Annotated in this window: 15 protein-coding genes; 10 read left to right on the top strand and 5 right to left on the bottom strand. The window is 68.9% G+C overall.

Annotation, left to right across the window (positions count from 1 at the left end; genetic code table 11):
- Positions 1–12: 12 nt before the first annotated feature.
- Positions 13–1,026: an HAD family hydrolase gene (locus OHB12_RS21805; protein WP_442799829.1), complete on the bottom strand. Its 1,014-nt coding sequence runs from the start codon at positions 1,024–1,026 to the stop codon at positions 13–15.
- 370 nt (positions 1,027–1,396) lie between these two features.
- Between OHB12_RS21805 and OHB12_RS21800 the strand changes: the two genes are divergently transcribed.
- From OHB12_RS21800 to OHB12_RS21780, 5 genes are all read left to right on the top strand, one after another.
- Positions 1,397–1,657, top strand: coding sequence for a glutaredoxin family protein (locus tag OHB12_RS21800; RefSeq protein ID WP_327110430.1), 261 nt, complete (start codon positions 1,397–1,399; stop codon positions 1,655–1,657).
- Between the two features lie 237 nt (positions 1,658–1,894).
- The gene (locus tag OHB12_RS21795) at positions 1,895–2,725 is read left to right on the top strand and encodes a redox-sensing transcriptional repressor Rex (protein WP_327110429.1); all 831 of its coding nucleotides are present in this window, start codon (positions 1,895–1,897) and stop codon (positions 2,723–2,725) included.
- A 145-nt stretch (positions 2,726–2,870) separates the two neighbouring features.
- On the top strand, positions 2,871–4,313 hold the full coding sequence (locus OHB12_RS21790) for a glutamyl-tRNA reductase (protein WP_327110428.1): 1,443 nt from the start codon (positions 2,871–2,873) through the stop codon (positions 4,311–4,313).
- Complete coding sequence (hemC, locus tag OHB12_RS21785; RefSeq protein WP_327110427.1) at positions 4,310–5,362, top strand: hydroxymethylbilane synthase; 1,053 nt, start codon at positions 4,310–4,312, stop codon at positions 5,360–5,362. Before OHB12_RS21790 ends, hemC begins: the two co-directional genes overlap by 4 nt.
- A gap of 64 nt (positions 5,363–5,426) precedes the next feature.
- A complete protein-coding gene (locus OHB12_RS21780; protein WP_327110426.1) occupies positions 5,427–6,989 on the top strand; it encodes a bifunctional uroporphyrinogen-III C-methyltransferase/uroporphyrinogen-III synthase in 1,563 nt (520 codons plus the stop codon).
- A 172-nt stretch (positions 6,990–7,161) separates the two neighbouring features.
- Here the strand turns inward: OHB12_RS21780 and OHB12_RS21775 are convergent, their stop codons facing one another.
- The 3 genes from OHB12_RS21775 to OHB12_RS21765 all read right to left on the bottom strand — a co-directional run bounded on the left by OHB12_RS21775 (position 7,162) and on the right by OHB12_RS21765 (position 9,202).
- Positions 7,162–7,479, bottom strand: coding sequence for a hypothetical protein (locus OHB12_RS21775; protein WP_327110425.1), 318 nt, complete (start codon positions 7,477–7,479; stop codon positions 7,162–7,164).
- 74 nt (positions 7,480–7,553) lie between these two features.
- A complete protein-coding gene (locus tag OHB12_RS21770; RefSeq protein WP_327110424.1) occupies positions 7,554–8,372 on the bottom strand; it encodes a tetratricopeptide repeat protein in 819 nt (272 codons plus the stop codon).
- Between the two features lie 44 nt (positions 8,373–8,416).
- Positions 8,417–9,202, bottom strand: coding sequence for a hypothetical protein (locus OHB12_RS21765; RefSeq protein WP_327110423.1), 786 nt, complete (start codon positions 9,200–9,202; stop codon positions 8,417–8,419).
- A 218-nt stretch (positions 9,203–9,420) separates the two neighbouring features.
- Here OHB12_RS21765 and hemB point away from each other — a divergent pair, with 218 nt between their 5' ends.
- The 5 genes from hemB to OHB12_RS21740 all read left to right on the top strand — a co-directional run bounded on the left by hemB (position 9,421) and on the right by OHB12_RS21740 (position 12,543).
- On the top strand, positions 9,421–10,398 hold the full coding sequence (hemB, locus tag OHB12_RS21760) for a porphobilinogen synthase (RefSeq protein ID WP_327110422.1): 978 nt from the start codon (positions 9,421–9,423) through the stop codon (positions 10,396–10,398).
- Positions 10,399–10,442: 44 nt separating this feature from the next.
- The gene (locus tag OHB12_RS21755; protein ID WP_327110421.1) at positions 10,443–10,919 is read left to right on the top strand and encodes a hypothetical protein; all 477 of its coding nucleotides are present in this window, start codon (positions 10,443–10,445) and stop codon (positions 10,917–10,919) included.
- 322 nt (positions 10,920–11,241) lie between these two features.
- Positions 11,242–11,733, top strand: a complete 492-nt coding sequence (locus tag OHB12_RS21750) for a hypothetical protein (RefSeq protein ID WP_327110420.1) — start codon at positions 11,242–11,244, stop codon at positions 11,731–11,733.
- A 17-nt stretch (positions 11,734–11,750) separates the two neighbouring features.
- A complete protein-coding gene (locus OHB12_RS21745; protein ID WP_327110419.1) occupies positions 11,751–11,993 on the top strand; it encodes a hypothetical protein in 243 nt (80 codons plus the stop codon).
- A 328-nt stretch (positions 11,994–12,321) separates the two neighbouring features.
- Positions 12,322–12,543 (top strand): hypothetical protein, encoded by a 222-nt coding sequence (locus OHB12_RS21740; RefSeq protein ID WP_327110418.1) that lies wholly within the window; start codon positions 12,322–12,324, stop codon positions 12,541–12,543.
- 23 nt (positions 12,544–12,566) lie between these two features.
- Here OHB12_RS21740 and OHB12_RS21735 read toward each other — a convergent pair whose 3' ends face one another.
- Positions 12,567–12,965: a hypothetical protein gene (locus OHB12_RS21735; RefSeq protein WP_327110417.1), complete on the bottom strand. Its 399-nt coding sequence runs from the start codon at positions 12,963–12,965 to the stop codon at positions 12,567–12,569.
- Positions 12,966–13,087: the final 122 nt, after the last annotated feature.

Here is a 13,087-nt window from a genome sequence, read left to right as displayed (position 1 = left end):
CGCTGATGTCGGCTAGTGGCTGTCGCGGTGGCGGGTCACCGCCGCGGCGACGGCGCCGCCGGCAGCGCCGAGGGCGAGGGCAGTCGGTACACCGATCTTGGCGGCCTTGCGCCCGGTGCGGAAGTCGCGGATCTCCCAGCCCCGGTTCTTGGCCACCTCGCGCAGATCGGAATCTGGGTTGATCGCCACCGCGGTACCGACCAGCGAGAGCATCGGCACGTCGTTGTGGCTGTCGGAGTAGGCGGTGCACCGCTTGAGGTTCAGGCCCTCTCGAATCGCCAGGGTGCGCACCGCATGCGCCTTGCCGAGGCCGTGCAAGATGTCGCCGACCAGGCGCCCGGTGAACTTCCCGTCCACGCTTTCGGCGACCGTGCCCAGCGCGCCGGTGAGCCCGAGCCGCTTCGCGATCACCTGCGCCAGCTCGACCGGCGTCGCGGTCACCAGCCACACCTGCTGACCCGCGTCCAGATGCATCTGCGCGAGCGCGCGGGTGCCGGGCCAGATCTTGTCGGCGATGATCTCGTCGTAGATCTCCTCGCCGAGTGCGGCCAGTTCGGCAGTCGGACGCCCGGCGATGAACGCCAACGCTTTCTCCTTGCCGCTGACCATGTCGGTGCTGCTTTCCTTGCCGGTGATCCGGAACTTCACCTGTTTCCAGGCGACATCCACCAGGTCGGAGGTCTTGAAGTACTTGCGTGCGGCGAGGCCGCGGGCGAAATGCACGATGGACGCGCCCTGCACCATGGTGTTGTCGACATCGAAGAACGCCGCCGCGGTCAGATCGCGTGGCACCTCGAGGCCGACCATCTCCGCCTCGCCGGCGGCCAGTTCCGCGTCGTGCAGTGTCAGTGCGGCGTCCGCGCTCGCCTCACCGGCCAGGTTCGCGCGCAATTCCTCTTCGCTCGGGCCGAAAGGGCTACGCGAGATACGGGCGAGCTGATCTTGCAGACCCTGGCCCACCTGACTCAGATTCCACCGTGCCGGAAACTCACCGAACCGCCCCGCGATGAATCCGGCTTTTGCCACCCTCGATCGTTCCGGCACCAGTACCTCCGCCCGTCGCGCGAATCACGTCAACAGTAACCGGATCGGCCGACAGTCACGGCAGAAGGCAGCGTGCGACACAATCGCGAAGCGCGTACGTTGCCTTCGGGGTGCGGGAGCTCCCGCATTGCACCGCAGGCAGCGTGCGACACAATCGCGAAGCGCGTACGTTGCCTTCGGGGTGCGGGAGCTCCCGCATTGCACCGCAGGCAGCGTGCGACACAATCGCGAAGCGCGTACGTTGCCTTCGGGGTGCGGGAGCTCCCGCATTGCACCGCAGGCAGCGTGCGACACAATCGCGAAGCGCGTACGTCGCCTTCGGGGTGTGGGGGCGCCCGATTTAATACTCCTCATGACCAATCCCACACATTCGGTGACGTTGCTGACCAGAGTGGGCTGCGGCCTGTGCGTGCTCGCACTGGAACAGCTGCGTGCGATCTGCGCCGAATTCGACATCGAACCGCGGACCGTGGACGTCGACGAAGCCGCCGTAACCGACCCTGGCCTGCGCGCGGAGTATGGCGACCGGCTTCCTGTCGTACTGCTGGACGGCCGTGAGCACAGCTATTTCGATGTAGACGAGGCCCGATTGCGCGCGGACCTGAAGCGCTGAGCGGCCCCGTTCGCGGCCCGTTCCGGCCGTTGTGCTGGTCGCGGCGGAAAATGAGGTCAATTTCACCGACTTTGTGCAGGGCTTCACAAGCAGTTACGGTGGTGGCACGCGACCCGCATGCCGAGGCTGCGGAGCCGCCCTGAAATCCGAAAAATTAGACCGTGGCACCGGACCGTCCTGGGCCAGAGGTCGAGCGACGAACCGGCGCCCGATGGGCCGGAACGAGGAGCCGACGACGTGACAGAGCAGCATGAGGCGCCAGGCGGCGTCTCCGGCAGGGCTCTGCAGAAGGACATCCCGCAGGCCACCGTCGCGCGGCTGGCCACCTATCTTCGGGTCCTCGCCGTATTGGCCGATGACGGTGTGGCCATCGTATCGAGTGAGGAACTGGCTGTCGCGGCGGGTGTCAATTCGGCCAAGTTGCGCAAGGATCTGTCGTTCCTCGGGCCCAACGGCGTGCGTGGTGTCGGCTATGACGTGGCCAAGCTGCGGTCGAGGATCGAGGACGTGCTCGGCCTGTCGCAGGGCCACCGTGTCGTGCTCGTCGGCGCGGGGAACCTGGGGCGTGCCCTGGTCGGCTACCGCGGGTTCCAGCGGCGCGGGTTCACCGTGGTCGGCATGTTCGACAACCACCCCGACGTGATCGGTATGTCGGTCGCGGGTCTGGTGGTGGGCGATGTCGCCGCGCTGGCCGAGGCCGTCTCCGCGCTGGAACCGACCATCGCGGTCATCACCGTCCCCGACGACGCGGCTCAGGATGTGTGCGACCGGCTGGTGGCCTCCGGATTGCAGTCGATTTTGAGCTTCGCCCCCTGCGAGTTGGTCGCGCCGGCGACGGTCGAGGTCCGCCGGGTGGATCTGGCCGTCGAGATGCAGATGCTGTCGTTCGAACGGGTGCGCAATGCCGAGCCCGCCCCGTTCCCCGAGATCGCGCATGCCGGGTCCGGACGCATTGCGCACCGCCTCCCGGCGACGCATTCGACGGCGACGCACCCGGGACTCAAGCACTCGGCAACCTCGCATACGGCAACGGAGCCAAGCAGCAAGGGATCGGTGGTCACACCATGAGTGAGCGCAGCGAGCGAATCAACCAGCACGGAATGCCGCCGCGCAGGGCTCTGCCAGGCGAGAGCGAGGCGCGGGCCACGAGCGAGCGAATCATGTCACAGCGCGCATCGCGCATGCCGGAGCCGAGTGTCAGCGAGGCGCAGGCATGAGCGTTCTGCTCGTCGGCATCTCGCATCGCAGCGCGCCGGTGGCGGTGCTGGAGAAGGTCGCGATCACCGATGCGGACCGGCCGAAGCTCATCGACCGCATGCTCGCCTCCAGCCACATCTCCGAGGCGATGATCGTCTCCACCTGCAACCGGGTCGAGGTCTACGCGGTGGTCGATGCCTTTCACGGCGGCCTCGCCGACGTCGGCGACCTGCTGACCAAGCACTCCGGACTGCCGCTGCCCGATCTGACCAAGCACGCCTACGTCCGCTACTCCGAGGCTGCCGCCGAGCATCTGTTCGCCGTGGCCAGCGGCCTGGACTCGATGGTGGTCGGCGAGCAGCAGGTGCTCAGCCAGATCCGCGGCGCCTACGCCTCCGCCGACGCCCAGCAGGCGGTCGGGCGGACCCTGCACGAGCTGTCCCAGCATGCGCTGCGGGTCGGCAAGCGGGTGCACTCCGAGACCGGGATCGACCGTGCCGGCGCGTCCGTGGTGTCGGTGGCGCTGGATCGCGCGCAGCACGTGCTCGGCCCGCTGGCCGGACGGACCGCCGTGGTCGTCGGCGCCGGCGCGATGGGCGGTCTCGCGGTGGCGCATCTTTCGCGCGCCGGGATCGGCCGGATCATCGTGGTGAACCGCACCATCCAGCGGGCGCGCAGGCTCGCCGAGATCGCGGCCACGCACGGCGTCGAGGCCGACGCGCGGGAGCTGTCCCGGCTCACCGAGGCGATGGCCGCGGCCGACGTGGCAGTCACCTGTACCGGCGCGGTCGGCGCGGTCGTGACGTTGGCCGACACCCACCGTGCGCTCACCGACCGGGAGCGCGGCGGCGAATTCGCGACAGTTGAGCGGCCTTTGGTGTTCTGCGATCTCGGCCTGCCCCGCGACGTCGAGCACGCCGTGGCCGGGCTGCCCGGTGTCACAGTCATCGACATCGAGACGTTGCAGCGCGATCCCGCGGCGGGCGCGGCTGCCGACGACACCGCGGCCGCGCGCTCGATCGTCGCCGACGAGCTCGCCAAATACCTTGCCGGACAGCGGATGGCGGAGGTCACCCCGACCGTAGCCGCGCTGCGCCAGCGCGCCGCGGAGGTGGTCGAGGCCGAACTGCTCCGACTGGGTTCGCGGCTGCCCGGTCTCGCGGATCCGGAGCGTGACGAGGTCGCGCGCACCGTGCGCCGCGTGGTCGACAAGCTATTGCACGCGCCAACGGTGCGGGTCAAGCAACTGGCGTCCACGCCGGGCGGTGACAGTTATGCCGAGGCGCTGCGTGAACTGTTCGAACTGAAACCCGGTGCCGCGCAGGCGGTCGCCGCACCGATGGAGATCACCGCGCTCCCCGGCGAGGGCGCCGAACTCACACTGGCCGACGGCGAGATCGCCTTGGCCGACGACTTCACCGCCGGGCATCGCGGAGAGGAACAGGGGCAGACGGCATGACCATGGTGCAGGAGGGCAACGTGACCGCAGGCAGCACACGTGCGCCGTGGCGGATCGGCACCCGAGGAAGCCTGCTCGCTCTCACCCAGGCGGGCACGGTGCGCGACGCACTGATCGCCGCGGGGCAACCGGCCGAGCTAGTCGTGATCAAGACCGCCGGTGACCTGTCGGCGGACCCGGTGCAGAAGATCGGTGTCGGCGTGTTCACCTCCGCGCTGCGCGACGAGCTGGCCGCCGGTGCCATCGATATCGCGGTGCACTCCTATAAGGATCTGCCGACCGCGCAGGATTCGCGCTTCACCATCGCCGCGATCCCGCCCCGCGAGGACCCGCGCGACGCCCTGGTGGCGCGCGACGGACTGGTGCTCGGCGAGCTGCCCGCGGGCGCCAAGATCGGCACCTCCGCGCCGCGGCGCGCGGCGCAGCTGCGGGCACTCGGCCTCGGCCTGGACGTCGTCCCGCTGCGTGGCAACCTGGACACCCGGCTGCGCAAGGTCATCGAGGGCGAGCTGGACGCTGTCGTGGTGGCCAGGGCCGGACTGGCCCGCATCGATCGGCTGGACGCGGTCACGGAGGCACTCGAGCCGGTGCAGATGCTTTCCGCCCCTGCCCAGGGCGCCCTTGCGGTCGAATGCCGCAGCGAAGACGACGCGCTCATCGAGATTCTCACCGGCTTGGACGACGCGGCCACCCGCTCGTCGGTACTCGCCGAACGGGCGCTGCTAGCGGAGCTGGAGGCCGGTTGCACCGCGCCGATCGGCGCGCTCGCCGAGGTCGTCGAGTCGCTCGACGACGAAGGACGGATCGTGGACGAGCTTTCGCTGCGCGCGTGCGCGGCGGCCGTCGACGGGTCCGATGTGTTGCGGGCGTCGATGGTCGGCGCCCCCACGGAGGCGGCGGAGCTCGGCCGTGCGCTGGCCCGCGAGCTGCTCGACATGGGCGCGCGCGAGCTTCTCGCGGCCGAACCGGACGACGGTTCCCGCGCCCAGGCGGTGAGTTCGCCCGACACAGACTTGCCCAATCCCAGCCCAATGGAGAACAGCCAATGAGCGAGCGAATCAAAGGCACCGTGCCTTCGGGCATGCCGGAGCCGAGCGTAAGCGAGGTGCAGGCATGAGCCGAGCTACCAAGAAGCACCCCGGTCGGATTCTCTTCGTCGGATCGGGTCCCGGTGACCCGGCGCTGCTCACCGTGCGGGCCCGTGAAGTGATCGGGCGGGCGACGCTGGCGTTCACCGACCCCGACGTCGACAAGGGCGTGCTCGCCCTGATCGGCACTTCGGTCGAGCCAGGCCCCGACGGCGAGCGCCCGGTGGACGTGCGGCCCGCGCTCGGCGAGCCCGCCGAAGTGGCCAAGACACTGATCGCCGAGGCGCGCAGCGGGCATGACGTGGTCCGCGTGGTCGCGGGCGACCCGCTGACCGCCGATTCGGTGATCGCCGAGGTCAATGCCGTCACCCGTTCGCACATGGTCTTCGAGGTGCTGCCCGGCCTGCCCAACGGCTCGGCGGTGCCCAGCTACGCGGGCATCGCGCTCGGCTCCGGGCACACCGAGGCCGACGTGCGCGGCGAGGTCGACTGGGCCGCACTCGCGACCGCGCCCGGTCCGCTCGTGCTGCACGCGACTTCCGGGCACCTGGCCGAAACCGCGAGCGCACTGGTCGAGCACGGCATGGCGCCGCAGACCCCGGTCGCGGTGACGGTGCGGGGCACTACCCGCCAGCAGCGCACCATCGAGGCCACCTTGGCCACGCTGAACAGCGCGGCCTCCGAGCTGGTTGGTCCGCTGGTGGTGACCATCGGCAAGGTGGTCGCCCAGCGTTCGAAGATGTCGTGGTGGGAGTCGCGCGCACTGTACGGCTGGACCGTGCTGGTGCCGCGTACCAAGGACCAGGCCGCCGAGATGAGCGAGCGGTTGGTCACGCACGGCGCCATCCCGATGGAGGTGCCGACGATCGCGGTCGAGCCACCGCGCAGCCCGGCGCAGATGGAACGCGCGGTCAAGGGTTTGGTCGACGGGCGCTACCAGTGGGTGGTGTTCACCTCCACCAACGCGGTGCGCGCGGTGTGGGAGAAGTTCGCGGAGTTCGGTCTGGACGCACGGGCGTTCTCCGGCGTGAAGATCGCTTGCGTCGGTGAGGCCACCGCGGAGAAGGTGCGTTCGTTCGGTATCAACCCCGAGCTGGTGCCCAGCGGTGAGCAGTCCTCCGAGGGCCTGCTCGCCGACTTCCCGCCTTACGACGATATTTTCGACCCGGTGAACCGGGTGCTGCTGCCGCGTGCGGACATCGCCACCGAGACGCTGGCCGAGGGGCTGCGCGATCGCGGCTGGGAGATCGACGACGTCACGGCCTACCGCACGGTGCGCGCATCGCCGCCGCCTGCGGAGACCCGCGAGATGATCAAGACCGGCGGCTTCGACGCGGTCCTGTTCACCTCGTCCTCCACGGTGCGCAACCTGGTCGGTATCGCGGGCAAGCCGCATGCTCGCACCATCGTGGCGTGTATCGGCCCCAAGACCGCCGAAACCGCCATCGAGTTCGGCCTGCGCGTCGACGTGCAGCCCGAGGTGGCTCAGGTCGGTCCCCTGGTCGAGGCGCTGGCCGAGCACGCCGCCCGGCTCCGCGCCGAAGGCCTTCTGCCGCCGCCCCGCAAGAAGAGCCGCCGCAGCCGCTGATCCGCGGTTTCGGCCACATCGCCCCGCCCGCGGGCGGGGAACGATTCGGGCGCAGGTCGAATCTTGCGATCAGGCAGTGTTCGGGGCCGCGCGTTCGGCTCGAGAGCCGCCGACTGTAGGTCGGCGGCTCTTTCCCGATAGGTGGCACGCGCCGTTGAGCGTCACCCGAACATCAGTGCCGCTTGCGCATCAGGGTGCGAACCATATTGCAGGTGGCTTCCGACGGCGGACGGATGCCGACCACCTCGGCGGTGTGCCGGATCCGCTTGTTGGTGGCGTAACTCGGGGCGTAGACGCCCGAGTCGAGCAGGGCGATCGCGAGACGCATTGCCTTCAGACGCCGGTTGTGTATGACATACCACGCGCGGGGGCGACCCGCGGGCAGCGGACGCTTCTCCAGCGGGGTATAGGGGCGGTCGATGAGAACGGTTTTCGGCGTGCGCACTGGCATCACTCCCGTGGGGATCGGGGCGGCGAGCCCCTCGAACATATCTTCGATTCTACCGTGTGGTACCGACAAACTTTGGGGTCCCACAATGGTTTTCACGCACGACGACGCACGGCTCACAGGTCGTGCAGCAGCCGCAACGACGGGGGATGGCCGAGCGCGGCGGCGCGTTCGAGCCACTGCCTCGCCTCCTGTTGCGCCGGTGTACGGCCGGTGGCGATCGCGGCGGCGGCGCGAAGCACCTCGGGATCGGCGAGGTCGCCCGCGAGGTAGGTGGTGTTCTGTTCGCGCAGGAACAGCGCGAGGTGGAACATCGAGTCCGGGTCGCCCGCGTCGGCGCCTTTGCGCAGCCATCGTTCACCCGCGAGCCGATCACCCTGGTCGAGGTGCAGAGCGCCGAGCACTGCCATCGCATCGGCCCTTCCCCGGCGCGCGGCCTCGGTGAGCAGCTCGATCGCGCGGTCGAATGCGCCGCGGCGCGCAAGGTGCAGCCCGAGACTGCGCATGGCTGTGGGATTTCCGGCGCGCACGGCCCGTTCATACCAACGTTCGGCCTCGTCGTTACGGCCGCGGCGATTGGCGAGCACCCCCATGTTGCACAGTGCTTCGGGCAGTCCGTGCTCGGCCGCGGGTCGCAACCACCGCTCGGCCTCGTCGAGATCCCCACGCTCCAGATGCAGCAGGCCCAGTTGCTGGCCTGCCATCCGGTTGCCGCGCGCGGCGGCGGTCTCCAGCCAGTCGATCCCCTCGCTGATCCGCCCGTCGGCGCTCAACAGTGTGCCCAGCTTCGCCATGGCGTCCGCGCTGCCGCCCGTCGCGGCCCGGCGCAGCCAGAGTTCGGCACCCGCCGCATCGCACGCATCCCACAGTGCCTCGGCGCGCCGCTCCATGGCGACGAGTTCGACATCGGTGGGTGGCTCGGTTGGTTCGGACATGTCATCCCCCTTGGTTGCGGCGCCGTCGGAACTCCCGCGCCCGGTCATCTCGGATGTCGAACGTTGTCCGGGTAACCACGGTCGCGAGCGTAAGCGGTCAGCTGTGCGCTGTAGCTGTTCAGGCTGTTCAACAGCCAGGTGTGCCCGGAGTCCTTGACGACCACGATTGGCCCTCGACTGCCCGGCGGAAGCGCGGGCGCCGCGCCGTCGGTATACCAGGAGGTGGTGGACCAGGGAAAAATGAAGGCCCAGCCCAGGTCGGCGACCTGCGCCGGCAGACCGAGTTGAAAAGGGTCCGCCGGGGTGGCGTACCGCGCGCTGTGCCCAGCGAGCAGGTGCCTCGCGCTGTTGCGGGCCACTCGCACGTCCAGCGGACCGGTGCTGGTGTGGGGGAACGGCAGGTGCGCCTCGGCCATGGCCAGCAGTCGGAGGCCGGCCTCCGGCGCCACCTGGTACGGCCTGCTCTGCAGGCGCACGAAAACGGTGTGCGTGGTGTCGGAGAACCGCAGTTGCACGACGGCGTCCTCGGTGTTGCCCACCAGGTGACTGCCCCGGCTACGCGCCCACTCGTATTCGTCGGGGACCATGCCGAGCGTGCCGAAGGCGGTGTGCGCGGCGGGCATCAGCTGAGGATCGGCCAGTTGCCGGGCGACGAACTCGACCCGGAACACCTGCGCGGTCCCATCGGCGGCCCGCCAAGCCCGCAGTGTGGTGGTGGGCGGGGGCAGGCCGCCGGTCAGCACCGGCCACCAGTCCGACAGCAGCACCGCCGCCCACGACTCGAAGTCGGCGGCTCTGGCCAGCGAGATATCGATGTGCGGATAGGTCATGCTGTCCCCCATGGGGTCTCGCCCTCAGTCGGAGTATGCGCCTTCGGGTGCCGCCACAGGTGTGATTTCACGCACCGCTTCATGCGCCTCGATGACCGCCTTCCCCGCGGCCGATGTCGGCGCCGCCGGACCACGGGTTCGGGCCGCCCCGCGCGCGGCCGCACGGCAGGCAAAGGGTGCACGCGACAGCCGATCCGACCGGGCGTATCGTGCGATTCATGACCGGAATGGACCGCCCGCGGCGGTTGCGCCGTACCCCTGCGTTGCGTCGTCTCGTGGCCGAAACAACACTTGAACCACGGCAATTGGTGTTGCCGATGTTCGTGGCCGACGGCCTGGCGGAACCGCGGGCGATCGGCTCTATGCCGGGGGTCGTGCAGCATTCGCTGGATTCGCTGCGCAAAGCCGCTGTCGAGGCGGTCACGGCAGGCGTCGGCGGTCTCATGCTGTTCGGGGTGCCGCGCCCGGAGGACAAGGACGCCACCGGTAGCCAGGCCAGTGCTCCACACGGCATCCTCAACCGCGGCCTGCGCGCGCTCGCCGACGAGGTCGGTGCTGCGACCGTGGTGATGGCCGACACCTGTCTGGACGAGTTCACCGACCACGGCCACTGTGGCGTGCTTGCCGCCGACGGCACCGTGGACAACGACGCGACGCTGCACCGCTACGTCGACATGGCCATCGCCCAGGCCGACGCCGGCGCCGACCTGCTCGGCACCAGCGGCATGATGGACGGCCAGGTCGGCGCGATCCGGCGTGGACTGGACGCCGTCGGGCGCACCGACACCGGCGTCCTGGCCTACGCCGCGAAGTACGCCTCAGCCTTCTACGGCCCGTTCCGGGAGGCTGTCGCCTCGTCGCTGGAAGGCGACCGGCGCACCTACCAGCAGGACCCGGCCAATCGCCGCGAGTCGATCCGTGAGCTGGAACTGGATCTGGCCGAGGGTGCGGACATCGTCATGGTGAAGCCGGCCATGTCGTATCTGGACATCCTGCGGGACGTGGCCGACCGCTCGACGGTCCCGGTCGCCGCCTACCAGATCTCCGGCGAGTACGCGATGATCACGGCGGCCGCCGAGCGAGGCTGGATCGATCGCCGCGGCGCCGTCCTGGAGTCGCTGATGGGTATCCGCAGGGCGGGCGCGGACATTGTGCTCACCTACTGGGCGACCGAGGCAGCGCACTGGTTGTCGTGACGAACATGCCGGGACCGCCCGGTGCTCGACCCACCAGGGCCCCGATGCCAGTGGATGTCGGTACTGCGCGGCAATTGTGGTGGGGTGTAGTCGGATTCGGCGTCGTGCAGCTGATCGCGTCGATCGTCGGCGCACTGTCCCAGCGGCACGCCTTCGCCAAGGAGGTCTTCGACCAGGCCAGGGAGAAGGACCCACAGGTCACGCTGGCCGCCGCCGAGCTGATGGTGGCGATGGTGTACGTAGTCGTTGTGCTGATCGGGCTCGGCGTCGCCGCGCTGGCGCTGGTGATCGTGCATCAGTTCGCGCGCGGCAAGCTCTGGGCGCGGACCGTGCTGACAGTCCTCGGCGTGTGGGTCGTGGTGGTCGGCATCGGTGCGCTGTTCGCGATCGACGCGGTGAACGGAAGGGCCTCGCTGGTGGCCGGTGGCGCCTCGATCGTGCAGAGTGTGCTCGGCGTCGGCGCGATCTATCTCTCCCACCGTCCCGAATCCACCGCGTATTTCCAGATGAGCCAACGGTGAACCGGTGTTGCAACAGGTTCTCAATTTGTCAAGGACTGGTCGGCATGTATCGTGAGGGTTGTCACAGTGGACACGGGAACCGGTAGTCGCCTGTCATACGTTTTATTTCGCTTGTGTGCGGGATCGGCGGCCGGCCCCGGAGAATCGGAGGCATCGATGCGAGTCGTGATCCATCAGCCGCACAGCATTCGGCGGGATCTAGCCGTGTTGAGCTTGCTGATCCTGTTCGGTGTGCTCACCGTCGCCGTGCTGCTGCTGCCCGGTCTGACTCGCTGATTCCGCTTCCCGCCGTGTCGTTTTGCGCCGCTGTGGTGGGCTCGGCGTGACCGATACGACCGTCTTGTTCGCCGAACCGGGCGCCCGCTGGCGCGCGGTGTCCTATGGGCCGGTCCTGTGCCTGGCCATTCTTGTCCTCGAACTTGTCACGGGTAGTTCTGTGCACTGGTTCGCGCTCGTCTTCTGTGCCGCGTTGATCGCCGGGTTTGTTGTGCTGCAAGTGATCGCGGGCAAACGGCACGTCGGCGTGGAACTCACCGGAACGACACTGCGTGAGGGCACCGAATCGCTGCCGCTGGGCTCGATCGCCGAGGTCTTCCCCGAGCGTGACGAGGAGTCCTGGCGCGACGTGGGCGAGACCGAGTGGGAATCGGCCAGGGCGCTCGGTGAGTTGACCGGCGTGCCGCGCCGCCGCACCGGCATCGGGCTGCGGCTGGCCGACGGCACGATGGTGCAGGCGTGGGCCAAGGATCACAAAGCGTTGCGAGCGGCGTTGACCGAGGTCGTGGATCGGAGCGAGGACGGAGCGGACCATTGAGGCGTTGGATCATCGCGGTGATCGTCGAAGTAGTCCTGATCGTGGTCGCACTGGTGGGGGCGGTGCTGAGCTGGCACAACGGCCTTCTTACCGCTGATTTCGCGCCGTCCGGCGACTCGCCGGGTTTCGCCGCGACCCGCTATGCCGGGCCTTGGCTGCTGCTGGCCGCGGTGCTTGTAGCGGTAGCCGGGGTGCTCGCGGTCGACACGACCGCCCGGCTCGTCCGTGACATCCGTGGACCTGTCGGAACGGGACGCTGACCGGCGATTGTGCTCGCCATGGCTGTTTGGTTCCGGTGACGCCTGCCTTCGCGGCCACATTTCCGCCCGCGTCGCTGCTGCGCGGGCTGCCCGAGCCTTTGTCCTGCCTGGTGACCACCGGACTCGCTCTGTTCTGCGTCGGCATCGCCTAGACGAGGCCTGTCGTCGTCGAATCGCCTCCGGCCATACGTCTGGGTTACCGTGCAGCTGCACCGCGCGTGGTGGTCGGGTGCGGCAAGCTCGCCGACCGCGCGTTTTCAAGGAATCCCCCTGCAGTCGTAAGCATTTCGGCCGTGGTTGGAACGCGTATCGATAAGGAATGTGTTTGATGAACCGGTTCGCCGTGAAGATCTGTGCCGCGTTTGCCGTGGCCGCCGCCCTCGGGATCGGGGCAGCGCCTGCGGGCGCGAGTTCGGGTCTGCCGCTGGAGGACGCGACCGCCGTCGACGCGCCGATCTTCGTGCCGGAATCGGGGTCCGCGGGCCCCTACAACTCGTTCATGTGTTTCCTGCACACCATCTCGGCGCAGGCGCCCTGCATGTACACCTGACGGACTGCCCCCGTGGCATCCGCTCAGCTCCAGTTCTGGTAGATGTCCAGTACGCGGCCGTTGCGGGTGCCCGGGGCATTCAGATAGAAGGTGACCGTCCCGTCCGGGTGGCTCGCCGCCTCCACCACCACTTGGCGCAGTGAGGCGTGCACCCCGCCGTTCCCGTCGCGGTAGATACCGGTGTCGGTCTTCAGGCCCGCGCCGATCCGATTGAGCGGGACGAGCATGGTGACTATCGCGGGAATCGGCCCGTCGGCCAGCGCGGTGGTCTCTTCGTGGTTCAGGTGTAGGCCGATCCGCCCTTGGTCGATTTGCTCGATCGGTTCCGCCGCGGCGGCCGAGCCGACGCCTAGCGTCGCGGTCGCGCCGACGGCCGCGGTGAAAACGGTGAGCACAGTCGCGCTGACGATGGCAATCCGCATGCAGACCTTCCCAGCCGGTAGACGATGGTCCCCGACACTACGCATCGGCAATCGCGCAGCGATCAATATCCGCGCAAACAACGCATCGGCGTGTTGCCGACCGGCTGCGGCCTGAGTCACTC

It is taken from the genome of Nocardia sp. NBC_01730, assembly GCF_035920445.1.
Classification (GTDB): domain Bacteria; phylum Actinomycetota; class Actinomycetes; order Mycobacteriales; family Mycobacteriaceae; genus Nocardia.
This window is presented reverse-complemented; position numbering and strand designations above follow the sequence as displayed.